The following is a 25,362-nucleotide window of genomic DNA, read 5'->3' on the forward strand; positions in this document are numbered from 1 at the left end:
GGAGAAGTCCATGCAGGAGACGCAGGAGACCGTGCAGGGTGGCTCGCGCCGCCGCATTCTGCTCAAGCTGTCCGGTGAGGCGTTTTCCGGTGGCGGCGGCCTCGGCGTCGACCCGGACGTCGTGCACGCGATTGCCCGGGAGATCGCCACGGTGGTCCGCTCGGGAACCGAGGTCGCTGTCGTGATCGGCGGCGGCAACTTCTTCCGCGGCGCCGAGCTGCAGGTCCGCGGCATGGACCGGGCCCGCTCCGACTACATGGGCATGCTCGGCACCGTGATGAACTGCCTGGCGCTGCAGGACTTCCTGATCAAGGAAGGCATCGAGACGCGGGTCCAGACCGCCATCACCATGGGCCAGGTCGCCGAGCCGTACCTGCCGCTGCGTGCCGTCCGGCACCTGGAGAAGGGCCGCGTCGTCATCTTCGGTGCGGGTATGGGCATGCCGTACTTCTCCACCGACACCACGGCGGTGCAGCGCGCGCTGGAGATCCACGCCGAGGTGCTGCTGATGGGCAAGAACGGTGTGGACGGCGTCTACGACTCGGACCCGCGGACCAACCCTGCCGCGGTCAAGTTCGACTCGCTCGACTACGCCGAGGTGATCACCCGGGACCTGAAGGTCGCGGACCTGACCGCGATCACCCTGTGCAAGGACAACGGCCTGCCGATCCTGGTCTTCGAGCTGCTGGCCGAGGGCAATATCGCCCGGGCGGTCAAGGGTGAGAAGATCGGCACACTCATCAGCGAGGACTCCGGCCGGGCCTGAGCCGTAGTCAGCCGCGCCGTAGTCGGCCGTGCAGCAGTAAGCCGTCCGGGGCACCGGTACGGGACAACAGCAGATGAACCGGACAGGGAGCACACAGTGATCGAAGAGACCCTCCTCGAGGCCGAGGAGAAGATGGAGAAGGCCGTTTCGGTCGCGAAGGACGACTTCGCCGCGATCCGCACCGGCCGCGCGCACCCGGCGATGTTCGCCAAGATCGTCGCGGACTACTACGGCGCCATCACGCCGATCAACCAGCTCGCCTCGTTCGCCGTGCCGGAGCCGCGGATGGCGGTCGTCACCCCGTTCGACAAGTCCGCCCTGCGCAACATCGAGCAGGCGATCCGCGACTCGGACCTGGGTGTCAACCCGTCCAACGACGGCTCGATCATCCGGGTGGTGTTCCCGCAGCTGACCGAGGAGCGCCGCAAGGAGTACATCAAGGTCGCGCGCGGCAAGGGCGAGGACGCCAAGGTCTCCATCCGCTCGATCCGCCGCAAGGCCAAGGACGGCATCGACAAGCTGGTCAAGGACGGCGAGGTCGGCGAGGACGAGGGCCGTCGCGCGGAGAAGGAGCTCGACGACACCACGGCCAAGTACGTGGCCCAGATCGACGAGCTGCTCAAGCACAAGGAAGCCGAGCTGCTCGAGGTCTGATCCGAGCGACGCCCCGGACGGCCTCGGCCTACGGGGCGGCGTTCGACAGACTTCCAGGCGCCCCCTGCTGCGGGTGACCCCGTACTCCGTACCGGTCGACCTGCTGCCCCGATCGGCGAGCAGGCCCTGAACGGGTCACTCGCAGCAGCCCCGGTGTTATCAGGGCGCCACTTGCGGCACAGACCCTGATACGCCCTCTGTCCAGGAGACATCCTTGGCCCAGTCCGACCAGCAGCCCCGTAAACAGCGCGGCGGCCGCAATCTCCAGGCCGCGATAGGGGTCGGTGTCGGCCTCGGCGCGGTCATCGTCGCTTCGCTGTTCTTCGTGAAGGTGCTGTTCCTGGTCGTCGTGGTGGCGGCCGCGGCGGTCGGCGTCTGGGAGCTCAGCAGCCGACTGACCGAGCGCAAGGGCATTGCGGCGCCGCTCTACCCGCTGCTGGCCGGCGCTGTGGCGATGCCGGCGCTGGGCTACTGGGCGGGCGCCCAGTGGGCGGCCGCCGCACTGGCCGTGACCGGTCTCGCGATCATGGTCTGGCGGATGAAGCAGCCGCCGGAGAACTACCTGCGCGACATAACGGCAGGCATCTTCACCGCCTTCTACGTACCGTTCCTGGCCACCTTCGTGGCGCTGATGCTGGCCGCCGACGACGGTCCGCAGCGGATCCTGCTCTTCCTGATCGTCACCATCTGCAGTGACACCGGGGCCTACGCCGTCGGCTACAAGTTCGGGAAGAACAAGCTGGCGCCGACGATCAGCCCGGGCAAGACCCGCGAGGGGCTGGCCGGAGGCATCGGTCTCTCGATGATCGCCGGCGCGCTGATCATGCAGTACGTGATCGAGGACGGCCAGTGGTGGCAGGGCCTGATCCTCGGCGGCTGCGCGGCGGTCACCGCGACCCTGGGCGACCTGGCCGAGTCCATGATCAAGCGGGATCTCGGCATCAAGGACATGGGCACCCTGCTCCCCGGCCACGGCGGCATCATGGACCGTCTCGACTCGCTCCTGCCGACCGCTCCCGTGGTCTGGCTGCTGCTGGCGGCCTTCGTCGGCAGCTGACCCCGCCGCTCTGTACGCAAGGCCCGGACGCCCCGCGCGTCCGGGCCTTCCGCGTCCGGCAGCACGGCTCTCTGTCCGACACCACGGCCCTCCGAGAGCACTTCGCCGATCTGCGACACTGGATGAACCATGCCTAAGCCCGGAGAACTGACCTTTGTCGCGCCGCGCGGCGCCAAGCCCCCGCGACACCTTGCCGACCTCAGCCCCGCCGAGCGCAAGGAGGCCGTCGCCGAGCTGGGCGAGCAGCCGTTCCGCGCCAAGCAGCTGTCGAACCACTACTTCGGCCGGATGTCGAACGACCCGGGCCAGTGGACGGACATCCCGGCCGCCTCGCGCGGCAAGCTCACCGAGGCGCTGCTGCCCGAGCTGATGTCGGTGGTCCGGCACGTGTCCTGCGACGACGACACCACCCGCAAGACGCTCTGGAAGCTCTTCGACGGCACCCTGGTCGAGTCCGTGCTGATGCGCTACCCGGACCGGGTCACCATGTGCATCAGCTCGCAGGCCGGCTGCGGCATGAACTGCCCGTTCTGCGCCACCGGTCAGGCCGGTCTGACCCGCAACCTCTCCACGGCCGAGATCGTCGAGCAGATCGCGGCCGGGATGCGGGCGCTGAAGGACGGCGAGATCCCGGGTGGCGAGGCGCGCCTGTCCAATGTGGTCTTCATGGGCATGGGCGAGCCGCTCGCCAACTACAACCGGGTGCTGTCCGCCATCCGCCGCCTCACCGACCCGGCCCCGGACGGCTTCGGGCTCTCCCAGCGCGGCATCACCGTCTCGACCGTCGGCCTCGTGCCGGCCATGAACCGGCTGGCGGACGAGGGCCTGAGCTGCCGTCTCGCGCTCTCGCTGCACGCCCCCGACGACGAGCTGCGCGACGAGCTGGTCCCGGTGAACACCCGCTGGAAGGTCGCCGAGGTCCTCGACGCGGCCTGGAACTACGCGGAGAAGTCCGGCCGCCGGATCTCCATCGAGTACGCGCTGATCAAGGACATCAACGACCAGGCCTGGCGCGCCGATCTGCTGGGCCGCCTGATCAAGAACCACCGGGTGCACGTCAACCTGATCCCGCTGAACCCGACCCCGGGCTCCAAGTGGACGGCTTCCCGGCCCGAGGACGAGCGCGAGTTCGTCCGCCGCCTCCAGGCGCACGGTGTGCCGACCACGGTCCGTGACACCCGCGGCCAGGAGATCGACGGCGCCTGCGGCCAGCTGGCCGCGGCCGGCTGACCGGATCTTCCAGGGGCGCGGGGCCCCGCGCGATCTGCGCCTTCACACCGGGCCGGTCGTGCGGATGCCCCGCGCCCCTGATGCGTTTCCACGGCTGGCGGCGCCCGGTCTCCACGGTGCGCTCGCAACCGGAACAGGGGACGAGCCGGCCACTATGAGTCGGCTGCTCTGAGCCGGACCGGGCCTACCGCAGGGCACCTGCCGCCAGCGCGGCGGTCAGGCCGCCGGTGACCAGCAGGACGGTCCCGGCGGCCGCCGTACGCAGCACTGCGGCCCCGAGCAGCAGCCGGGGCGCGGCCCCGAGCTGGAGCAGTGCCGCCGTCACGCTCCGCCGGGAGTTGCGGATCTGTGCGGCCCGGATCAGGACCGCCGCCACCGCGCAGCCGACGATGAGTGCCGCTTCGACTGCGGGCACCGCCTCGACGGTGCCGGGCCGGCGGGCCCAGTAGCGGACGGCGGCGAGTCCGGCCGACAGGCTCAGTGCGAGGACCGCCAGGGGTGCGCCGAGCCGGGGCGCCTCGGCGGTGAGCCCGCGGGCGGCGAGCAGGCGCAGCGGGGTGGGGCGGCCCAGGGCCAGCAGCCGTCCGCCCCAGGCCAGCAGCGGGGCGGTGAGCAGCGCCAGGCCGAGGGCCGCGAAGGCCCAGCCGAGCAGGGCGGCGGTGCTGGTGGTGCCGAGTCCGGCGGGCAGGTCGACCGGTCGTCCGTCCTGGGCGGCGCCCGGGCGCAGCCCGTACAGCTCGAGGGCCAGGCCGATCAGGACCAGTCCGGTGGGCAGGGCGAGCCGCAGGGCGCCGAAGCCGAAGCCGGTGCGGTGGGGGAGTTCGGGCTGCCCCGGCAGGGCGTCCGCGACTCGGACGGCTGCGGCCGCCGATGCGCCGGCCGCCAGCGGGACCAGGAACAGCAGGGTGACCGGGGCGGCGGCCGGGAGCGGCAGGCCGAGGCCGACCGCGGGGGCCAGCGAGGCACCGGCGATGTCGTTGCGCAGGACCAGGAAGGCCAGCAGGGTGAGCCCGCTGCCGAGGGCGCAGGCGAGAGCGATCTCCCCGGCGATCAGGGTGCGGATGCTGCTGGGTCCGGCACCGGCGGCGGTCAGACCGGTGATCCGTTCGGGGCGCGCGGTGGGCAGGGCCCGGGCGGCGACGGCGGCGAACCAGCCGACGGCGGCGAGCGGTGGGAGGCACCACAGCAGCCGTACGACCGAGGCCCCGGAGGGTTCGCCGAGGGCGCGGCCGAGGGCGCGGAGCAGGAGGGCGGCCACTGCCGCGGCGGCGCCGGCGGTGAGCAGCCAGCGGCCGAGGTCGGCGATCCGGTAGCCCCTGACCAGGCGGAGGTAAAGCACCGAGAAGCCCCTTTCAGCGCCCGGCGGAGACCGGCGAGGCGCCGCGCGGTACGGGGGCGACCGGGGTGGCCAGCCTGCCGTCGACCAGGGCGACGGTACGGTCCGCGAAGCGGGCCAGTTCCGGCTCGTGGGTGGCGAGTACCAGGGTGAGCTGGTGCGAGCGGGCCGCGGTGACCAGTATCCGCAGGACCTGGTCCTGGGCTTCGCGGTGCAGTGGTGCGGTGGGGTCGTCGGCGAAGACCACCGGGGGCAGCGGGGCCAGAGCGCGGGCGACGGCGATCCGCTGGCGCTGGCTCTGGACCAGTTCGCCGGGGCGGCGGGTGGCGCAGTCGGCGACGTCGAGGCGCTCCAGCCACTCGGTGGCGGAGCCGTAGGCGGCCTTGTGTCCGGCCCCGGCGAGCAGCAGCGGCAGGGCGACGTTCTCCCGGGCCGTCAGTTCGGGCACCAGGTGCGGTTCGGAGCCGACGAAGCCGAAGCGGTCGCGGCGGAGCCGTTCCCGTCCGGCGCGGGTCAGGGTGTGCACGGGGGCGCTGTTGAACCAGACCTCGCCGTCGTCGACCGGGAGCAGTGCGGAGAGGCAGCCGAGCAGGGTGCTCTTGCCGGAGCCGCGCGGCCCGGTGATGGCGAGTACCTCGCCGTCCCGGACGCCGATGGAGACGCCGCGCAGGGCGGGAGTGCCGTGGTGGGACTTGACGATCCCTCGGGCCCAGAGCACGTCGTTGTCGGGCGGGGCCGCTGACATGGAGATCCATCCTGGTACCGACGGGGATATGACAGTCGTCAGATTAGAACGACAAGGTCGCGCTGAGGTTGCGGCACACTGGCTCATTCATGGTCAAAATCGCCCTAATCAGGCGTGTCAGTTCTCTCCGATCTGCCGAGTTTTCCTGGAGTTCCCCTCCTGATGCCTCCCCGAGCTCCGGAAGCGCCGAAGGGCGGCCCCGCTCGGAAGCGGGACCGCCCTTCGGCGGAGGGTGGGGCGGAGAGACCAGGGGTCGTCAGATCTTCGCCCAGGCGTCGGTCAGCGTGGTCCGCAGGATCTGCTCGATCTCGTCGAAGGTCGACTGGTCGGAGATCAGCGGCGGGGCCAGCTGGATGACCGGGTCGCCACGGTCGTCGGCGCGGCAGTACAGGCCGTTGTCGAAGAGTGCCTTCGACAGGAAGCCGTAGAGCACGCGCTCGATCTCGTCGTCGTTGAACGACTCCTTGGTGACCTTGTCCTTCACGAGCTCGATGCCGTAGAAGTACCCGTTGCCGCGGACGTCGCCGACGATCGGCAGGTCACGGAGCTTGTTCAGGGTGCCCAGGAACTTCGACTCGTTGTCCAGCACGTGCTGGTTCAGGCCCTCGCGCTCGAAGATGTCGAGGTTGGCCAGCGCGACCGCGGACGACACCGGGTGGCCACCGAAGGTGTAGCCGTGCAGGAAGGTGTTGTCACCCTTGTAGAACGGCTCCGCCAGGCGGTCCGAGATGATCGTGGCGCCGATCGGGGAGTAACCCGAGGTCATGCCCTTGGCGCAGGTGATCATGTCGGGCTGGTAACCGAACTTGTCGGCGCCGAACATGGTGCCCAGGCGGCCGAAGGCGCAGATGACCTCGTCCGAGACCAGCAGCACGTCGTGGCGGTCGCAGATCTCGCGCAGGCGCTGGAAGTACCCGGGCGGCGGCGGGAAACAGCCACCGGCGTTCTGCACCGGCTCGACGAAGACCGCGGCGACGGTGTCGGCGCCCTCGTTGAGGATCGCGACCTCGATCTCGTCGGCGCACCAGCGGCCGTACGCCTCGGGGTCGACCACACCATCGCGCTCCAGGAACGCGGGGGCGCGGTAGATGTTGGTGTTCGGGGCCTTGTGGGTGCCCGGTACCAGCGGCTCGAACGGCGCCTTCAGGCCCGGCAGACCGGTGATGGACAGGGCGCCCTGCGGGGTGCCGTGGTAGGCGACGGCGCGCGAGATGACCTTGTACTTGGTCGGCTTGCCGGTCAGCTTGAAGTACTGCTTGGCAAGCTTCCAGGCGGTCTCGACGGCCTCGCCACCACCGGTGGAGAAGAAGACCTTGTTCAGGTCGCCCGGCGCGTAGTTGGCCAGGCGCTCGGCCAGCTCGACGGCCTTCGGGTGGGCGTAGCTCCACACCGGGAAGAAGGCCAGCTCCTTGGCCTGCTTGGCGGCAGCCTCGGCCAGCTCCTCGCGGCCGTGACCGGCCTGGACGACGAACAGGCCGGCGAGGCCGTCCAGGTACTTCTTGCCCTTGTCGTCCCAGACGTAGGTGCCCTCACCGCGAACGATGGTGGGGACGGGCGAGTTCTCGTACGACGACATGCGGGTGAAGTGCATCCACAGGTGGTCGTAGGCGGTCTTGGAAAGGTCCTTCTGCGCCGGGTCGGCTGTCATCGGGTGCCCCAGGTGTAGGTCTGTTTCCGGAGCTTCAGATAAACGAAGCTCTCGGTGCTCCGCACGCCGGGAAGCGCGCGGATGCGCTTGTTGATCATTTCGAGCAGGTGCTCGTCGTCCTCGCAGACCAGTTCGGCCAGCAGGTCGAACGAGCCTGCGGTGCAGACCACGTAGTCGACCTCGTCGAGGGCGGCCAGCGCGTCGGCGACGGGTTCCACGTCACCCTCGACGGTGATCCCGACCATCGCCTGACGGGTGAACCCGACGGTGAGGGGGTCGGTCACGGCGACGATCTGCATCACGCCCTGGTCGAGCAGCTTCTGGACCCGCTGTCGTACGGCCGCCTCGGACAGGCCGACGGCCTTGCCGATGGCGGCGTACGGGCGGCGCCCGTCCTCCTGGAGCTGCTCGATGATCGCCTTGGAGGCGGCGTCGAGGGGAACGCTGGCGTTCCGGTCGCGGTTGGCCACGTCGCCACTGTGCCTGATCCATTTCCGTCGCGCAAGCCCGTGTGCTGCTGATTTCGTCGTGGTTTCGAAAAATGGATACGGATTACGTTGCCTATGTGCTCGACACCTGTCGATAACCGCAGCGCGACCGGTAGTCTGGCCGGGTGCGCGTGCAGACGTGCACACCCACCAGTGGAACGCGGCTCGCAGGCCCCGGCCACTCGGCGTCGGAGGTACCCTGGCGCCGGATTCTGCAACGCTGCAGGCCCCAGACCGAGGAGAGACCCGTGAGCGAGCTTCGTACGCTGCGCAACTACATCAACGGCGAGTTCGTCGATGCGGCTGACGGCCGCACGCTGGACGTGATCGACCCGACCACCGGCGAGGTGTACGCGACGTCGCCGCTGTCCGGCGCGGCGGACGTGGATGCGGCGATGGCCTCGGCGGCCGCGGCCTTCCCGATCTGGCGCGATGCCACCCCGAGCGTCCGGCAGAAGCTGCTGCTGAAGATCGCCGACGCGGTCGAGGCACGCGCCGACGAGCTGGTGGACGTCGAGTGCCGCAACACCGGCAAGCCACGCGGGCTGACCCGCTCCGAGGAGATCGGCCCGATGGCCGACCAGATCCGCTTCTTCGCCGGTGCCGCCCGCCTGCTGGAGGGCAAGGCCGCCGGTGAGTACATGGACGGGATGACCTCGATCATCCGTCGTGAGCCGGTCGGTGTCTGCGCCCAGGTCGCGCCGTGGAACTACCCGATGATGATGGCCGTCTGGAAGTTCGCCCCGGCGATCGCCGCGGGCAACACCGTGGTCCTCAAGCCCTCGGACACCACCCCGGCCTCCACCGTGCTGCTGGCCGAGATCATCGGCGGCGTGCTCAAGGAGCTGGAGCTCCCGGCCGGTGTCTTCAACGTGATCTGCGGCGACCGCGAGTCCGGCCGCCTGATGGTCGAGCACCGGACCCCGGCGATGGCCTCCATCACCGGCTCGGTGCGCGCCGGCATCCAGGTCGCCGAGTCGGCCTCCAAGGACGTCAAGCGCGTTCACCTGGAGCTGGGCGGCAAGGCCCCGGTCGTGGTCTTCGAGGACGCCGACATCGCCGAGGCCGTCGAGGGCATCTCGGTCGCGGGCTTCTTCAACGCCGGCCAGGATTGCACCGCCGCCACCCGCGTGCTGGTGCACGAGTCCATCCACGACGCCTTCGTCGAGGCCCTCGCCAAGGCGGCCGCCGACACCAAGACCGGCGGCATCGACGACGAGGACGTCCTGTACGGGCCGCTGAACAACGCCAACCAGCTGAAGCAGGTCTCCGGCTTCATCGACCGGCTGCCCGCCCACGCCAAGGTCGAGGCCGGTGGCCACCGGGTCGGCGAGGTCGGCTACTTCTACGCCCCGACCGTGGTCTCCGGCCTGCAGCAGGACGACGAGATCATCCAGAACGAGGTCTTCGGCCCGGTCATCACCGTGCAGAAGTTCTCCGACGAGGAGCAGGCCGTCGACTACGCCAACGGCGTCGAGTTCGCGCTGGCCTCCTCGGTCTGGACCAAGGACCACGCCCGCGCCATGCGGATGTCCCGCCGCCTGGACTTCGGCTGCGTCTGGATCAACACCCACATCCCGCTGGTCGCCGAGATGCCGCACGGTGGCTTCAAGAAGTCCGGCTACGGCAAGGACCTGTCCTCGTACGGCTTCGAGGACTACACCCGCGTGAAGCACGTCATGACCGCGATCTAAGGGGCATCGGGCGGCGCGGGGAGCCGCGCGCGACACCGGGTGCCTCCACGGAGGGCCTGGCCGCGCGGCTCCCCGCGCCGCTGTCCGTCCGGCTGCCTTGTCAGGCTGTCGGTGGCGGGGCGGACCGCCTGACAAGATGCAACTGCAGGCCCGGGGAGTGATTCCCTACGCTTACGCCATGAGCATCCCCACCGCTGACTCTGCCGCCGGCCAGGCCGTCAAGGCCGCCGACCGCGCGCACGTCTTCCACTCGTGGTCCGCCCAGGCACTGATCGACCCCCTCGCGGTGGCCGGTGCCGAGGGCTCGTACTTCTGGGACTACGACGGCAACCGCTACCTCGACTTCTCCTCGCAGCTGGTGAACACCAACATCGGGCACCAGCACCCGAAGGTGGTCGCCGCGATCCAGGAGCAGGCGGCGAAGCTCTGCACCATCGCGCCCGGCTTCGCCGTGGAGTCGCGCAGCGAGGCGGCCCGGCTGATCGCCGAGCGCACTCCGGGCGACCTCGACAAGATCTTCTTCACCAACGGCGGCGCCGAGGCCGTCGAGAACGCCATCCGGCTGGCCCGGCTGCACACCGGTCGGCACAAGGTGCTCTCCACCTACCGCTCGTACCACGGCGCCACCGCCAACGCGATCGCACTGACCGGCGACCCCCGCCGCTGGGCCAGTGAGACCGGCGTCTCGGGCATCGTGCACTTCTGGGGCCCGTACCCGTACCGGTCCAACTTCCACGCCGAGAACGAGGCGCAGGAGTGCGAGCGCGCACTGGCCCACCTGGAGCAGACGATCGTCTTCGAGGGCCCGGGCACGGTGGCCGCGATCATCCTGGAGACCGTGGTCGGCACCGCCGGCATCCTGGTCCCGCCGGCCGGCTACCTGGCCGGGGTGCGGGAGATCTGCGACCGGTACGGGATCGTCTTCATCCTGGACGAGGTGATGGCGGGCTTCGGCCGGACCGGTGAGTGGTTCGGCGCCGACCACTGGGGTGTGGTCCCCGACCTGATGACCTTCGCCAAGGGCGTCAACTCCGGGTACGTCCCGCTGGGCGGGGTGGCGATCTCCGCCGAGATCTCGGCCACCTTCGCCGAGCGGCCCTTCCCCAGCGGGCTCACCTACTCGGGGCACCCGCTGGCCTGCGCCTCCGCCGTCGCCACCATCGAGGTGATGGCCGAGGAGGGCATTGTCGAGAACGCCAAGCACATCGGCGAGAATGTGCTCGGCCCCGGCCTGCGCGAGCTGGCCGAGCGTCACCCGTCGATCGGCGAGGTGCGCGGCCTCGGTGTCTTCTGGGCGCTCGACCTGGTGAAGAACCGCGAGACCCGCGAGCCGCTGGTGCCGTACAACGCCGCCGGTGCCGCCAACGCGCCGATGGCCGAGCTGGCCGCCGCCTGCAAGCAGCAGGGCCTGTGGCCCTTCGTCAACATGAACCGCTTCCACGTGGTTCCGCCCTGCACCGTCACCGAGGAGGAGGCCAAGGCCGGTCTGGCGATCCTCGACGAGGCGCTCACCCTGACCGACGCGCACACCGCCTGACAGCTCGTCACCGAGGCGGCCCCGGGCACCCCATGGCCCGGGGCCGTCCCCTGCCACGCCCTCCTCCCCACGTTCGCTGCCCAGGAGTACGACCATGCGCTCAACCATGTCCCGCCGCGCCGTCCTCGGCGCCACCGGCCTGTTCGGCGCGGCCGCGCTGTCGGGCTGCGGCATCCCCGCCGCGTACGTACCCGAGGAGCGGCGCTCGGCGCCCGACCGCTCGGAGCAGGACAGGTCGCTGACCTTCTCGAACTGGACGCAGTACATCGACGTCGACCCCAAGACCGGTCGCCGCCCGACCCTGGACGCGTTCACCGGGCAGACCGGCATCGAGGTCACCTACACCGAGGACATCAACGACAACGACGAGTTCTTCGGCAAGATCAGCCCGGTGCTCGCCCAGGGCGGCAAACCGGGCCGGGACCTGATGGTGATCAGCGACTGGATGGCCGGGCGCTACGTCAACCTCGGCTGGGTGCAGTCGATGGACCGGGAGCGGATGCCGCACGTCACCAAGTACCTGGACCCGCAGCTCGGCAACCCCGCCTTCGACCCCGGGCGAAAGGCCAGCGTGCCGTGGCAGTCCGGGATCACCGGGATCGCGTACAACCGCAAGGCGCTCGGCCGGGAGATCAAGTCCACCGCCGACCTGTGGGCGCCGGACCTCAAGGGCCGGGTCACGCTCTTCGCCGGGATGGACGAGGCGCTCGGCCTGCTGATGCTGGCCCAGGGCGCCGACATCGCCAAATTCACCGCCGACGACGCGCACAAGGCCATGGACCTGGTGCAGAAGATGGTGGACCGCAAGCAGATCCGCCGGTTCACCGGCAACGACTACACCAGCGACCTGGCCTCGGGCGCGGCGATCGCCTGCCAGGCGTACTCGGGCGACGCGATACAGCTGAAGGCCGACAACCCGGACATCGAGTTCGTGGTGCCCGAGGAGGGCGCCGAGCTCTGGGCCGAGAGCCTGATGATCCCGAACAAGGCCGAGCACAAGCAGAACGCCGAGCAGCTGATCGACTACTACTACCAGCCCGAGGTGGCCGCCAAGCTGGCCGCTTTCGTGCAGTACATCTGCCCGGTCCCGGCCGCCCGCGAGGTGCTGGCCGCCAGCGAGGACAAGGACGAGGCCGCCCTCGCCGACGAGCCGCTGATCTTCCCGACCGACGAGATCCGCACCAAGCTGCACACCATGCGGGACGTCAAGGCCGAGGAGCGGCCCGGCTACCACCAGATCTGGGGCAAGGTGGCGGGCGTCTGACGCCGGCTCAGCGCCGTACGGCGTCCAGCGCGAGCAGCGCGACGTGCAGCGACAGGCAGGACTCCACCTGGTCGAGGTCGACGCCGAGGATCCGCTCGACCTTGTGCAGCCGGTCGTAGAACGACGGCCTGGACAGGTGCGCCGCATCCGCCGCCGCCGACTTGTTGCGGCCCTGGTCCAGGTAGATCCGCAGCATCTGCACCAGCTGCCCGCCGTGTTCGGCGTCGTACGCGAGCAGCGGGCCCAGCTCGCGCTCGACGTACGTCTGCAGCCGCGCGTCGTCGCGCAGCAGGTGCAGCAGACCGCGCAGCCGGACGTCGGGCAGCCGGTAGTAGGAGGCGGCGCGGCCGCCGGGGGCGTCGTGCAGGGCGGCGTCGGCGACCTGGGTCGCCTCCAGCAGGGTGCGCCGGGCGTCCCGGACCGAGCCGACCGAGGAGCCCACCGCTATCACCGGCTCGGGCGCGGGTGCCGAGGCGTCCCGGGAACTGTCCGTCACCAGCTTGCGCAGCGTGGTGGCGAAGGACTCCAGGGCGGCGTGCTCGTCCTGCTGTGAGCCGAGTGCGATCAGCAGGCCGACGCCCTCGTCGTCCAGCGCGCCGACCAGGGCGGTCAGGCGGCTGGTGCGGATCGCGGTGGCGGCCAGTTCGGCGAAGTCGCGCAGTCTGGCCTGCGCCTCCAGGGCGGCCGGGATCGGGCTGCGGCGCTGGCGCAGCACCACCCCGACCAGCCGGCGGCTCTCCAGCGGCACGCCCAGCGCCTGGGCGCGCAGGGCCACCTCGGAGACGGTCAGCGAGTGCGTCAGGATGCCGGAGAGCAGGGTGCGGTGGGTCTGCCGCTCCAGGCTCTCCCGGTCGCGGACCACCAGCCGGTTCAGCGCCAGGGTGGCGGCGCCGCGCTCCAGCAGCATCGCGTGCGGATGCGGGGTGTCGGCGGGCAGCGGGACGGGTTCCTCGACCAGGACCAGACGGCCCCAGTCCTGGCCGCGCGCGCCGACCGCGGTGACCAGCCAGCCGCTGCGCGGGTCGTAGCCGGTCCGGCCGGCCGGCCGGACCCCGCGCGAGCGGCGCTCCCAGCCCTCCAGCAGCTCGCTCTCCGAACGCCCGGCCGGGTCGTGGGTGAGCACCTGGTGCGCCAGGTTCTCCAGCACCACGGGACGGCCGGCCATCCGGGCCACCTGGCGGACCACCTCGACCGGTTCGGCGCCCTCGACGGCCAGTTCGTTGAAGACCTGGTGGACGGTCTCCGAGGTGCGCAGCTGCTCCAGCTGGGCGTTGACCACCAGGGCGTGCACCGCCTCGGTGACGGCGACGAACCGCAGCTCGCGACGGAGCGCGATCAGCGGCAGTCCGCGCTGCTCGGCGGCGTGCACCAGGGCGCGCGGGAGGGTGTCGAAGTAGCGACGGCCGAATTCGATCACCAGTCCGGCGACCCCGACCTCGTCCAGCTCCCGCACGTACCTGGCCAGACCGTCCCGGTCCTCGGGCAGCGCGATGCCGGTGGTCAGTACCAGCTCGCCGCCCTGGAGCATCCCGGCGACGTCGGGCAGCTCGCTGACGTGCACCCAGCGCACCGGGCGCTCCAGGTGGGCGGCGCCGGCCACCACCTCGGGCAGGCCGCGCCGCATCACGTCCAGGTCGAGTACGCGGGCGACGGTGGGGAGCATCGCGGGCCTCCAGTCGATCAGAGTGTCAAGGAAATCATCCATTGCCCCGACGCTCTGTCGGCCTTGCACCTTGTAAGGCCGTTGCCGAGCGGCCTGTCGGAGTGGTCCTTGTCACCCGGATGCCCCAGCAGGCAAGGTCAGCGGAACGGCAAGCGGAGCAAGCCGGACATCGCAGTCGGAATCCGTGGCGTCACCAGACGGCAACGGCGGAATCCCTTGTGGAAGCCATCCGTGCCTGTCAGGATCGCGCATCCCGGCAGGTGGTTCACTGGCTCTCCCCGGGCCTCCCCACGGTGACCGAGCAGGTCACCGGGCGCGCGGCCGTCGATCACCGGGCACATGGAGGAACCTGATGGACCTGACCAGTCTCAGCGCGGGCGCGCAGTACATCGCGGGCCGCCTGACGGAGGGCACCGGCACGGAGCCTTTCCAGGTCGTCAACCCCGCGGACGGCAGCGTGGTGAAGGAGGTCCTGCTCGCGTCGGCCGGCGACGTCGACGCCGCGGTGGCCGCCGCGCGGGCCGCCCTGCCGCAGTGGTCCGGCGCCACCCCGGGCGCCCGTTCCCAGGCGCTGCTGAAGCTGGCGGGTGTGCTGGCCGAGCGGGCCGAGGAGTTCGCCCGGGTGGAGACCGCGCAGACCGGCAAGCCGATCAAGCTGTCCACCGAGTTCGACGTTCCGGGCACGGTCGACAACACCTCGTTCTTCGCCGGGGCGGCCCGCAACCTGGAGGGCAAGGCGGCGGGCGAGTACTCCGGCGACCACACCTCGTACGTGCGCCGCGAGGCGATCGGCGTGGTCGGCTCCGTCTCGCCGTGGAACTACCCGCTGCAGATGGCGGCCTGGAAGATCCTCCCGGCCATCGCCGCGGGCAACACCATCGTGCTCAAGCCCGCCGAGCTGACCCCGCTGACCTCGCTGATGTTCGCCCAGGCGTGCACCGAGGCGGGCATCCCGGACGGCGTGGTGAACGTGGTCACCGGCGCCGGCCGCACCGCCGGTGAGCACCTGGTCTCCCACCCCGACGTCGCGATGGTCTCCTTCACCGGCTCCACCGGGGTCGGCAGGCGGGTCGCCGAACTAGCCACCGCCACCGTCAAGCGCACCCACCTGGAGCTCGGCGGCAAGGCCCCGTTCGTGGTCTTCGACGACGCCGACCTCCAGGCCGCGGTCCACGGCGCGGTCGCCGCATCACTGATCAACAGCGGTCAGGACTGCACCGCCGCCACCCGCGCGTACATCCAGCGCCCGCTGTACGACGCCTTCGTGGCGGGTGTCGCCGAGCTGTTCGCGGCGATCCGCCTGGGCGACCCGCTGAACCCGCAGACGGACCTCGGCCCCCTGGTCTCGTACACCCACCGGGACCGGGTGGCCGGCTTCGTCGAGCGCGCCCGCTCCTACGGCGCCACCGTCGTCACCGGCGGCAAGGCCCCCACCAAGGGCCACGACGGCACCGACCTCTCGCTCGGCGCGTACTACCTCCCGACCCTGATCACCGACGTCGCCCAGGACAGCGAGGTGGTCCAGGGCGAGATCTTCGGCCCGGTGCTGGTCGCGCTGCCCTTCGACAGCGACGAGGACGGGCTGCGGCTGGCCAACGACACCCCGTACGGTCTGGCCGCCTCCGCCTGGACCAGGGACGTCCACCGCTCGCTGCGCGCCACCCGGGAGATCGCCGCCGGGTGCGTCTGGGTGAACGACCACATCCCGATCATCAGCGAGATGCCGCACGGCGGCTACAAGTCCTCCGGCTACGGCAAGGACATGTCGCAGTACTCGCTGGACGAGTACACCCAGGTCAAGCACGTCATGTACGACACGACGGCGGTGGCCCGCAAGGACTGGCACCGCACGATCTTCGGAGACAGATGACCCCGCCGGGGAGCCGACCCCCGACCGGCTCCCCGCCTCTTCCCCCCCCAGGAGGGTGTCCCCGCATGGAGCTCAACGAGATCGCCGACGGGCTGCCCGACCCCGTCCGCAAGGCGTGGGAACGCAGTCTGACCAACGGCCGGGCCGCGCTGAGCCGCCGCACCCTGCTGCGCGGCGCGGGCCTTGCGCTCGGTGCCGGGTCCCTCGCGGCCTGCGGCATCCCGCCCGCGAAGCGCAGTACCGGTGAGGCCGTCGACGACTCCGCCCGGGACCTCTCCGACTCGGAGAAGGTGGTCAACTTCTCCAACTGGCCGCTGTACATCGACGTCGACGAGAAGAACAAGGACCGGCACCCCACCCTCGACGAGTTCACCGCGGCCACCGGTGTCAAGGTCAGGTACAACGAGGACGTCAACGACAACGTCGAGTTCTTCGGCAAGATAAAGCCGCAGCTGGCGGCCGGCCAGGACACCGGCCGGGACCTGATGGTGCTCACCGACTGGATGGCCGGCCGGCTGATCCGGCTCGGCTGGGTGCAGCGGCTGGACCCGGCGAACGTCACCAACGCGATTCTGCATGTGGAGAATCGATTCCGCGTTCCCGACTGGGATCCGGGCAACCAGTACTCCTACCCCTGGGCGGGTATCCAGGTGGTCGTCGCCTACAACCGCAAGGCCACCAAGGGGAAGCCGGTCAGCAGCGTCACCCAGCTGCTGGACGACCCCGAGCTGAAGGGCCGGGTCACCTTCCTCTCGGAGATGCGCGACACCGTCGGGATGGTGCTGCTGGACCAGGGCAAGGACCCGGCGAAGGTCACCACCGGGGACTTCGACGCCGCCATCGCCCGACTGCAGAAGGGCGTGGACGACAAGCAGATCCGCAAGTTCACCGGCAACGACTACGGCCAGGAGCTGTCCTCCGGAGACATCGCCGCCTGCCTGGCCTGGGGCGGTGACCTGATCCAACTCCGGGCCGACAACCCCGACATCGAGTTCGTCATCCCCGAGCAGGGGTACGTCGCCTCGACCGACAACATGCTGATCCCCGCCAGGGCTCGGCACAAGAAGAACGCCGAACTGCTGATCAACTTCTACTATCAGCAGAAGATCGCAGCCGAACTCACGGCCGGCATCAACTACGTGTCCCCGGTCGCTGGCATCAAGGACGAGCTCGCCAGGCTCGCCCCCGACGTCGCCGAGAACCCGCTGGTCGTCCCCACCCCGGAGATGGCCGCGAAGGTCCATGTCTTCCGTACGCTCTCCGAGGCCGAGGAGACGGACTTCGAGGGCAAGTTCTCCAAGTTGATCGGCGCCTGAGTCGATCGGCGCCCGACCCCCACATCGGCCCCTGCATCTGTAGCACGGCACCTGACAGAGAGACACCATGACTGAGCAGCTGCGCGACGCGGCGACGGCCGGCGGAGACGTCCGCCTCACCGGTATCGGCAAGACCTACGGCGACTTCACCGCCGTCCACCCCCTCGACCTGACGATCCCCCAGGGGTCCTTCTTCGCCCTGCTCGGTGCCTCCGGCTGCGGCAAGACCACCACGCTGCGGATGATCGCCGGTCTGGAGGAGCCCAGCTGCGGCACCGTCCTGATCGGCGGGCAGGACGTCACCGCGCTGCCGCCCTACAAGCGCCCGGTGAACACCGTCTTCCAGAGCTACGCGCTCTTCCCGCACCTCGACATCTTCGAGAACGTCGCCTTCGGCCTGCGCCGGCGCGGCAAGAAGGACGTCAAGAAGCAGGTCGAGGAGATGCTCGACCTGGTCGAGCTCGGCCCGTTCGCCCGGCGCAAGCCGCACCAGCTCTCCGGCGGCCAGCAGCAGCGCGTCGCGGTCGCCCGCGCGCTGATCAACCACCCCCAGGTCCTGCTGCTCGACGAGCCGCTCGGCGCTCTCGACCTCAAGCTGCGCCGCCAGATGCAGTTGGAGCTCAAGCGGATCCAGACCGAGGTCGGGATCACCTTCGTCCACGTCACCCACGACCAGGAAGAGGCCATGACCATGGCCGACACCATCGCGGTGATGAACAGCGGCCGGGTCGAACAGCTCGGTGCCCCCGCCGAGCTCTACGAGAACCCCGCCACCACCTTCGTGGCCAACTTCCTCGGCCAGTCCAACCTGATCCCCGCCGAGGTCACCGGCCGCAGCGGCGAGGACCTGCTGCTCAGCGCCTCCGGCGTCCGGCTCGCGGTGCCTGCGGCCCGCTGCACCACCGAGGCCACCCGGATCCACCTGGGCATCCGCCCCGAGAAGATCACCATCGCGCACGCCTCCGAGACCGTGCCCGACGGCCGCAACAGCCTCACCGGCACCGTGTCCGACTCCAGCTTCATCGGCGTCTCCACCCAGTACGTGGTCCGCTCCGAGGCCGGCCAGGAGATCGCCGTCTTCGAGCAGAACATGGAGCGCGACACCCGGATCACCCCCGGCGCCCCCGTGGTCCTGCACTGGAACCCGGCCCACTCCTTCGGCCTCGACGCCGCCCAGGCGATCGACGCCGGTACCGGGGAGGAGGCGGCGTGACCACCACCACCGAGGCCGCACCACCCCAGGTCATACCCTTGGACGCCACCAAGCCCCGGCGGAAGCTGACTGCCTACTGGCTGCTGCTCCCCGGCATCGCCTGGCTGGTGGTCTTCTTCGCGGTACCGCTGGTCTACCAGGGCTCCACCTCGCTGCAGACCGGCTCGCTGGAGCAGGGCTTCAAGCTGACCTGGCACGTCGCCACCTACTGGGACGCGCTGGACGAGTACAAGTGGCACTTCGTCCGCTCGTTCAGCTACGCGGCCATCGCCACCGCGCTGTGCCTGGCGATCGGCTACCCGCTGGCGTACACCATCGCCTTCAAGGCGAGCCGGCGCTGGCGGAACGTCATCCTGATCCTGGTGATCGCACCGTTCTTCACCAGCTTCCTGATCCGCACCCTGGCCTGGAAGACCATCCTGTCGGACAGCGGTCCGGTGGTGGGCGCGCTCAACACCCTGCACCTGCTGAGCATCACCGACGCCGTCGGGCTGACCTCCGGCCACCGGGTGCTCGCCACCCCGCTCGCCGTGGTCTGCGGTCTGACGTACAACTTCCTGCCGTTCATGATCCTTCCGCTCTACACCTCGCTGGAGCGGATCGACCCCCGGCTGCACGAGGCGGCGGGCGACCTGTACGCACGGCCGTTCACCACCTTCCGCAAGGTCACCTTCCCGATCTCGCTGCCCGGTGTGGTCGCGGGCACGCTGCTCACCTTCATCCCGGCCTCCGGTGACTACATCAACGCCCAGCTGCTCGGCTCGCCGAGCGAGCAGATGGTCGGCAACGGGATCCAGAAGCAGTTCCTGAACGTGCTCGACTACCCGACCGCGGCTGCTCTGAGCTTCATTCTGATGGCCCTGATCCTGGGCATGGTGACGGTCTACATGCGCAAGGCCGGGACGGAGGAGCTGGTCTGATGTCCAGGGTTTTCAAGTGGATCCGCGAGCACCTGGTGGTGCTGGCCGGCATCCTCGCCCTCGCCTACCTGGTGCTGCCCAACCTGGTGGTCTTCGCCTTCTCGTTCAACAAGCCCGTCGGCAAGTTCAACTACGAGTGGGCGCAGTTCTCCACCGACGCCTGGACCAACCCCTGCGGTGTCGCCGACATGTGCGGCTCGCTCTCGCTGAGCCTGCAGATCGCGACGCTCGCCACCATCGGCGCCACCGTGCTCGGCACCATGGTCGCCTTCGCGCTGGCCCGCTACCGCTTCCGCGGCCGGGCCGCCACCACCGCGCTGATCTTCCTGCCGATGGCCATGCCCGAGGTGGTGATGGCCGCCTCGCTGGGCACGCTCTTCCTCAACATGCGGATCCAGTTCGGCTTCCTGACCATTCTCATCGCGCACATCATGTTCTGCCTCAGCTTCGTGGTCACCGCCGTCAAGGCGCGCGTGATGTCCATGGACCCCCGGCTGGAGCAGGCCGCGCAGGACCTCTACGCCACCCCGACCCAGACCTTCCTGAAGATCACCCTGCCGCTCGCCGCCCCCGGTATCGCGGCCGGCGCGCTGCTCAGCTTCGCGCTCTCCTTCGACGACTTCATCATCACCCAGTTCAACTCGGGGCCGACCACGGTCACCTTCCCGATGTTCGTCTGGGGCGCCTCCCAGCGCGGCATTCCGGTCCAGGTCAACGTGATCGGCACCGCGATGTTCATCGCCGCCGTGGCACTGACCGTCGCCGGTCAGTGGATCGGCAACCGTCGGAAGGCGCGGTCCTGACCCCATGTCCCATCTCTTCCACCACTACTGATCATCTGATCACACTCCGATCAACTGCGATCATCAGAAAGTAGCTGATACAGCATGGACTCTGCCCGTGCGCTCAGTGATGCTCAGCCCACCCCCTTCTGGCTGGAGGATCCCGGTCGGCCGCAGGCCCTGCCCGCGCTGGTCGGAGACACCAGGTGCGACCTGCTCGTGGTCGGTGGCGGTTACTCCGGCCTGTGGACCGCACTCATCGCCAAGGAGCGTGATCCCTCGCTGGACGTCGTCCTGGTCGAGGGCCACGAGGTGGGGTGGGCGGCCTCCGGGCGCAACGGCGGATTCTGTGCCGCCAGCCTGACCCACGGTTTCGGCAACGGCCTGGCGCGCTGGCCCGGCGAACTCGCCGAGCTGGAGCGCCAGGGCGCGGGCAACCTCCAGGCCATCGAGGACACCCTCAAGCGCTACGCCATCGACGCCGAGTGGGAGCGCACCGGCGAGATCGACATCGCCACCCAGCCGCACCAGCTGGAGGAACTGCACGAGGTCGCCGAGGCCGTCGCCCAGTACGGCCTCGACCTGACCGTGCTCGACGCCGATGCCCTGCGCGCCGAGGTCGACTCGCCCACCTTCCTCGGCGGTCTCTGGGACAGGGACGGCGTGGCCATGCTCCACCCGGCCAAGCTCGCCTGGGGCCTCAAGGACGCCTGCCTCGCCCAGGGCGTACGCGTCTTCGAACGCACCAAGGCCCTGGACCTCACGGAGTACGGCAGCGGCATGGCCGTCCGCACCCCCTACGGCCGGGTCTTCGCCCGCCGCGTCGCGCTCGGCACCAACGTCTTCCCGTCCCTGGTGAAGCGGGTCCGGCCGTACATCGTCCCGGTGTACGACTACGCGCTGATGACCGAGCCGCTCACCGACGAGCAGCTCGCCGCCATCGGCTGGGCCAACCGGCAGGGCCTCAGCGACAGCGCCAACAAGTTCCACTACTTCCGGCTGTCCGCGGACAACCGCATCCTCTGGGGCGGCTACGACACCATCTACCACTACGGCAGCCACGTCCGGGCCGAGTACGACCAGCGGCCGGAGACCTTCCGCACCCTGTCGCGGCAGTTCTTCCAGACCTTCCCGCAGCTGGAGGGCGTCCGGTTCACCCACGCCTGGGGCGGTGCTATCGACACCTGCAGCCGCTTCTCCGCCTTCTTCGACACCGCCTACAAGGGACGTGTCGCCTACGCGGCGGGCTTCACCGGCCTGGGCGTCGGAGCGACCCGGTTCGGCGCCGAGGTCATGCTCGACCTGCTGGCGGGTGAGCTGACCGAGCGCACGGCGCTGGAGATGGTCCGCAGCAAGCCGCTGCCGTTCCCGCCCGAGCCGGTCCGCTGGGCCGGCATCGAGATGACCAAGTGGTCGCTCGACCGCTCCGACCACAACGGCGGACAACGCAACATCTGGCTGCGCACGCTCGACCGGCTCGGCCTCGGCTTCGACAGCTGACGTCCTCAGCTGACGTCCTCAGCTGACGTCCTCAACTGACATCCTCAACTGACATCCTCAGCTGACGTTCGACGTCCGCTGGCTCGCCCGTCCTCGGGGCTCCTCCCGAGGACCGATGGGGGCGCGTCCCGTGTTTCGGGGGCGCGCCCCCAATCCGTGGGTGCTCCTGCCGCGAACCGTGTAATAACCGCGGCCGGTCCCCCTCTCCGTGGTAGCCGTCCGACCAGGGAGGACACGCGACGGAGAACACCCCCCGTACCGCTGCACTGGACTGGCTGGCCGCTGCCGCCGCCGTCGGCCCGACCGGTCTGCTGCTGGTACCCGCGGGCAGGCGCTGGGACGTCCTGCTGGCGCCCGGCCACCTCGGCCACCGAACGCTCGCCGTGCTGAGCCGAATGCCCGGGCGGGCCCGACCCGGCCCGGTCTACGCCGACTTCGGCGACGAGCACGTGGGGTTCCTGGTGCCGGTCGGCACTGCCGCACGCTGGGTCGGCACCGGGCTGCGCGGCGCCGGGGCGGGGACCTGGGTGGCGCTTCCGCACCCCGACCGGCCGGGCAGCAGCGGCGTCCGCTGGCTGGTGCCGCCCGATGGTTCCGGCGCGCTGACCGAGCCGGTCCTGTTCGAACCGGCCCTGCACGAAGCCGCCGCCGAGCTGTTCCGGACGGAGTAGCGGGCCGTCGGCGGCACACGGACCGTTCCGACGACCTGTAAGGCTGAATCCCGGATCCCCGTCATGCTGTTCGTTGAGACCCACCTCCGCAGTGCTCAGACTGGAAGTCGAGCGCGGTAGCGCCGTAATCCCGTCGCCCGGCCCCATGTCGGGGGGCGCCGTACAAGGGACCGGCGGCAGGCGAGCCGTACGGAACTTCGGAGGATGACCTTGAGCAAGCACATCACCCACTGGATCGACGGCGCCCCCGTCGTCACCGCCGGCGCCGCACCGCGCCGCGGTGACATCTTCGACCCGGCCACCGGCCAGGTGACCGGCCAGGTGGACTTCGCGGAGATCGCCGAGGTCGACCAGGCCGTCGCAGCCGCCGCCTCGGCCTTCACCGAGTGGCGCAACGCCTCGGTCGCCAAGCGCACCCAGGTGCTCTTCGCCTTCCGCGAGCTGTTCAACGCCCGCAAGGACGAGCTCGCCTCGATCATCGTCTCCGAGCACGGCAAGGTGCACTCGGACGCGCTCGGCGAGCTGGCCCGTGGCCAGGAGGTCGTCGAATACGCCTGCGGCATCCCGCAGTTGTCCAAGGGCGGCTTCACCGAGCAGGCGTCCACCGGGATCGACGTCTACTCGATCCGCCAGCCGCTCGGCCCGGTCGCGATCATCTCGCCGTTCAACTTCCCGGCCATGGTGCCGATGTGGTTCTTCCCGATCGCCATCGCGGCCGGCAACACGGTCGTGCTGAAGCCCTCGGAGAAGGACCCGTCCGCCGCCAACTTCATGGCCCAGCTGTGGAAGGAGGCCGGTCTGCCCGACGGCGTGTTCAACGTCGTCCACGGCGACAAGGTCGCGGTCGACCGGCTGCTGGAGCACCCCGACATCAAGGCCGTCAGCTTCGTCGGCTCCACCCCGATCGCCCGGTACGTCTACGAGACCGGCACCCGCTACGGCAAGCGCGTACAGGCCCTCGGCGGCGCCAAGAACCACATGCTGGTCCTCCCCGACGCCGACCTCGACCTCAGCGCCGACGCCGCCATCAATGCGGGGTTCGGCGCGGCCGGCGAGCGCTGCATGGCCGTCTCGGTCCTGGTCGCGGTCGACCCGATCGGCGACGAGCTGGTCGACAAGATCAAGCAGCGGATGGCGACCCTCAAGGTCGGCCCCGGTTGCAACGGCGACTCCGAGATGGGCCCGCTGGTCACCGGCCAGCACCGGGACAAGGTCACCTCGTACGTCGAGTCCGGCCTCGCCGACGGCGCCGAACTGGCCGTCGACGGCCGGAAGCACCTGATCGCCGGCGAGGACGCCGCCGGTGTCCCGACCGCCGACGGCTTCTGGCTCGGCCCGACCCTGTTCGACCACGTCAAGCCCGGCATGTCCGTCTACAACGACGAGATCTTCGGCCCGGTGCTGTCGGTGGTCCGGGTCGACTCCTACGACGAGGGCCTGGCGCTCATCAACGCCAACCCGTACGGCAACGGCACCGCGATCTTCACCAACGACGGCGGCGCCGCCCGGCGCTTCCAGCACGAGGTCGAGGTCGGCATGGTCGGCATCAACGTGCCGATCCCGGTCCCGGTCGCCTATTACTCCTTCGGCGGCTGGAAGGCATCGCTCTTCGGCGACGCCCACGCCTACGGAGCCGACGGCGTCCAGTTCTTCACCCGTGGCAAGGCCGTGACCCAGCGCTGGCTCGACCCCTCGCACGGCGGTATCAACCTGGGCTTCCCGACCAACTCCTGATCGTGGGCCTGGGCCTGGGCTTGGTGCCTTGAGGCTGTGACGCCCGGAGGGCTGCTCGGTCCGACTCCGCACGGTGGATGTGCGGGACGGACCCGGTAGCCCTCCGGGCTGTTCGCCCGTCTGCCCGTCTGCCCGTCGGGGGTCGACGGGCAGGAGTCAGTCGCTCCCGTTGGAGGCCCGACCGCCCACGCTGCGCCGCAGTTTCACCTGGACGGCCTTCGACACCACCGGACCGAGCCCGTCGAGCACTTCGACCAGCGCGCCGAGCTGGTCCAGCGCCGCAAAGGCTCCGGCGGCCCCGTCCGGATCGACCCCCTCGTAGAGCTCCAACCCGATGAAGGCGGCGGACACCGCCCGCGCCAGACCGGGGAGATCGAGGAAGTCCGCCAGTGGATGCCCGACGAACAGCCGCTCCAGTACGCGCTGGATCTCGTCGGTCCACAGCCGCAGGGCATCGGCCGTGACCTCGGCCAGCTTGGGGTAGCCGGTCGCCCCGGCCAGGAACTGTCCGAGCAGCGCGACGTTCCCCAGCGCCCGCTCCTCCTCGTGGAGCTGCTGCCCGAGTTGCAGCAGATCCCGCAGCGAGGTCGCCTCGTCGAAACGCGACCGGAAGCGTTCCAGCCGCAGCCCGGTCTCCCGGATGGCGGCTGCCGCCAGCAGACCTTCGACCGTCTTGAAGTGGTAGAAGACCAGGGCCTGGTTGGCACCGATCTCCGCGGCGATCGTCCGCGCCGAGACACCGGAGATGCCCTGCCTCTTGAGCGCGCTGATGGCAGCTTCCATCAGCCGCTCCCGTGTGTCGCTCATGCGGTGCAGCGTATCGGCACGGTTCCGACCGGACTCGCCGCGGAGATCGCTCCTGCTGTGCTGCTCCTGCGCTCCGGTTGCGCGGCGGGGTCCGGCGGCAGGAGCATCATCAGGCCGGAGCGTCATCAGGTACGGGCGGACTCCCTGAGCGGGCGGACATGACTCGGGATGTCCGCCGAATCGACCGGCAGGTACTCGGTGGTGAACGACCCCCGGTAGCCGATGACCGGACCGAACACCGGATTGGTCACCCGTACGTCGATCCTGAACCGCCCGAGCCCGTCGTCGAACCACTCGTGCACCGTGGCCCGACCGCTCAACGCGGCAGGACAGCGCGGCGACCCGGGCAGACCGGAGACCCGCTGATCCCCCGATGTGATCACCAGGCCGCCGAGCGGACTGACCCGGAACTCGAGATCCACCGCCAGGTGCTGGCGGGTTCCCAGGTAGTCGACGACGGTTCCGGG

The 25,362-nt window shown here is 70.1% G+C and carries 22 protein-coding genes; 15 read left to right on the plus strand and 7 right to left on the minus strand.

The window, feature by feature from the left end; translation table 11 throughout:
• The first annotated feature begins 10 nt into the window (after positions 1–10).
• The 4 genes from pyrH to rlmN all read left to right on the plus strand — a co-directional run bounded on the left by pyrH (position 11) and on the right by rlmN (position 3,707).
• On the plus strand, positions 11–766 hold the full coding sequence (pyrH, locus tag UK12_RS08230; protein WP_045301233.1) for a UMP kinase: 756 nt from the start codon (positions 11–13) through the stop codon (positions 764–766).
• Positions 767–862: 96 nt separating this feature from the next.
• Positions 863–1,420 (plus strand): ribosome recycling factor, encoded by a 558-nt coding sequence (gene frr, locus UK12_RS08235; protein ID WP_045301235.1) that lies wholly within the window; start codon positions 863–865, stop codon positions 1,418–1,420.
• Positions 1,421–1,634: 214 nt separating this feature from the next.
• On the plus strand, positions 1,635–2,477 hold the full coding sequence (locus UK12_RS08240; RefSeq protein WP_045301237.1) for a phosphatidate cytidylyltransferase: 843 nt from the start codon (positions 1,635–1,637) through the stop codon (positions 2,475–2,477).
• 129 nt (positions 2,478–2,606) lie between these two features.
• A complete protein-coding gene (gene rlmN, locus UK12_RS08245; RefSeq protein WP_045301239.1) occupies positions 2,607–3,707 on the plus strand; it encodes a 23S rRNA (adenine(2503)-C(2))-methyltransferase RlmN in 1,101 nt (366 codons plus the stop codon).
• A 184-nt stretch (positions 3,708–3,891) separates the two neighbouring features.
• Here the strand turns inward: rlmN and UK12_RS08250 are convergent, their stop codons facing one another.
• From UK12_RS08250 to UK12_RS08265, 4 genes are all read right to left on the minus strand, one after another.
• Positions 3,892–5,046 (minus strand): hypothetical protein, encoded by a 1,155-nt coding sequence (locus UK12_RS08250; protein ID WP_045301242.1) that lies wholly within the window; start codon positions 5,044–5,046, stop codon positions 3,892–3,894.
• A gap of 13 nt (positions 5,047–5,059) precedes the next feature.
• The gene (locus UK12_RS08255) at positions 5,060–5,788 is read right to left on the minus strand and encodes an ABC transporter ATP-binding protein (protein WP_045301245.1); all 729 of its coding nucleotides are present in this window, start codon (positions 5,786–5,788) and stop codon (positions 5,060–5,062) included.
• 256 nt (positions 5,789–6,044) lie between these two features.
• Positions 6,045–7,436: an aspartate aminotransferase family protein gene (locus UK12_RS08260; RefSeq protein WP_045301247.1), complete on the minus strand. Its 1,392-nt coding sequence runs from the start codon at positions 7,434–7,436 to the stop codon at positions 6,045–6,047.
• A complete protein-coding gene (locus tag UK12_RS08265; protein ID WP_045301249.1) occupies positions 7,433–7,906 on the minus strand; it encodes an Lrp/AsnC family transcriptional regulator in 474 nt (157 codons plus the stop codon). Before UK12_RS08265 ends, UK12_RS08260 begins: the two co-directional genes overlap by 4 nt.
• 266 nt (positions 7,907–8,172) lie before the next feature.
• Between UK12_RS08265 and UK12_RS08270 the strand changes: the two genes are divergently transcribed.
• The 3 genes from UK12_RS08270 (at position 8,173) to UK12_RS08280 (ending at position 12,419) form a co-directional block, all read left to right on the plus strand.
• Entirely contained in the window at positions 8,173–9,618 is a 1,446-nt protein-coding gene (locus UK12_RS08270) for a gamma-aminobutyraldehyde dehydrogenase (protein WP_045301251.1), read from the plus strand.
• A gap of 178 nt (positions 9,619–9,796) precedes the next feature.
• Complete coding sequence (locus UK12_RS08275) at positions 9,797–11,155, plus strand: aspartate aminotransferase family protein (RefSeq protein ID WP_045301253.1); 1,359 nt, start codon at positions 9,797–9,799, stop codon at positions 11,153–11,155.
• Positions 11,156–11,249: 94 nt separating this feature from the next.
• A complete protein-coding gene (locus UK12_RS08280; RefSeq protein ID WP_197084662.1) occupies positions 11,250–12,419 on the plus strand; it encodes a polyamine ABC transporter substrate-binding protein in 1,170 nt (389 codons plus the stop codon).
• A gap of 7 nt (positions 12,420–12,426) precedes the next feature.
• On the opposite strand, the gene UK12_RS08285 is transcribed toward UK12_RS08280, so the two are convergent.
• Positions 12,427–14,082 carry a PucR family transcriptional regulator gene (locus UK12_RS08285; protein WP_045301256.1) on the minus strand — a complete coding sequence of 552 codons (1,656 nt, stop codon included), beginning with the start codon at positions 14,080–14,082 and terminating at the stop codon, positions 12,427–12,429.
• Positions 14,083–14,434: 352 nt separating this feature from the next.
• Between UK12_RS08285 and UK12_RS08290 the strand changes: the two genes are divergently transcribed.
• From UK12_RS08290 to UK12_RS08325, 8 genes are all read left to right on the plus strand, one after another.
• Positions 14,435–15,952 carry a gamma-aminobutyraldehyde dehydrogenase gene (locus UK12_RS08290; RefSeq protein ID WP_045301258.1) on the plus strand — a complete coding sequence of 506 codons (1,518 nt, stop codon included), beginning with the start codon at positions 14,435–14,437 and terminating at the stop codon, positions 15,950–15,952.
• 65 nt (positions 15,953–16,017) lie between these two features.
• Entirely contained in the window at positions 16,018–17,268 is a 1,251-nt protein-coding gene (locus UK12_RS08295; protein ID WP_045301260.1) for a polyamine ABC transporter substrate-binding protein, read from the plus strand.
• A 67-nt stretch (positions 17,269–17,335) separates the two neighbouring features.
• A complete protein-coding gene (locus UK12_RS08300; RefSeq protein WP_045301262.1) occupies positions 17,336–18,481 on the plus strand; it encodes an ABC transporter ATP-binding protein in 1,146 nt (381 codons plus the stop codon).
• Positions 18,478–19,401: an ABC transporter permease gene (locus UK12_RS08305; RefSeq protein ID WP_045301264.1), complete on the plus strand. Its 924-nt coding sequence runs from the start codon at positions 18,478–18,480 to the stop codon at positions 19,399–19,401. The genes UK12_RS08300 and UK12_RS08305 overlap by 4 nt, the downstream gene beginning before the upstream one ends.
• Positions 19,401–20,204, plus strand: a complete 804-nt coding sequence (locus tag UK12_RS08310; protein ID WP_045301266.1) for an ABC transporter permease — start codon at positions 19,401–19,403, stop codon at positions 20,202–20,204. The genes UK12_RS08305 and UK12_RS08310 overlap by 1 nt, the downstream gene beginning before the upstream one ends.
• Before the next feature lie 84 nt (positions 20,205–20,288).
• The gene (locus tag UK12_RS08315) at positions 20,289–21,683 is read left to right on the plus strand and encodes an NAD(P)/FAD-dependent oxidoreductase (RefSeq protein WP_045301268.1); all 1,395 of its coding nucleotides are present in this window, start codon (positions 20,289–20,291) and stop codon (positions 21,681–21,683) included.
• Positions 21,684–22,066: 383 nt separating this feature from the next.
• Positions 22,067–22,354 carry a hypothetical protein gene (locus tag UK12_RS08320; RefSeq protein WP_231591095.1) on the plus strand — a complete coding sequence of 96 codons (288 nt, stop codon included), beginning with the start codon at positions 22,067–22,069 and terminating at the stop codon, positions 22,352–22,354.
• Positions 22,355–22,564: 210 nt separating this feature from the next.
• Entirely contained in the window at positions 22,565–24,088 is a 1,524-nt protein-coding gene (locus tag UK12_RS08325) for a CoA-acylating methylmalonate-semialdehyde dehydrogenase (RefSeq protein WP_197084663.1), read from the plus strand.
• A 156-nt stretch (positions 24,089–24,244) separates the two neighbouring features.
• Here UK12_RS08325 and UK12_RS08330 read toward each other — a convergent pair whose 3' ends face one another.
• Positions 24,245–24,895 (minus strand): TetR/AcrR family transcriptional regulator, encoded by a 651-nt coding sequence (locus UK12_RS08330; RefSeq protein ID WP_052681712.1) that lies wholly within the window; start codon positions 24,893–24,895, stop codon positions 24,245–24,247.
• Positions 24,896–25,020: 125 nt separating this feature from the next.
• A partial coding sequence (locus UK12_RS08335) for a DUF4166 domain-containing protein (RefSeq protein WP_045301274.1) occupies positions 25,021–25,362 on the minus strand: 342 nt, incomplete at its 5' end.

Origin of the sequence: Saccharothrix sp. ST-888 (genome assembly GCF_000955975.1) — a bacterium.
Lineage (GTDB): Bacteria > Actinomycetota > Actinomycetes > Streptomycetales > Streptomycetaceae > Kitasatospora.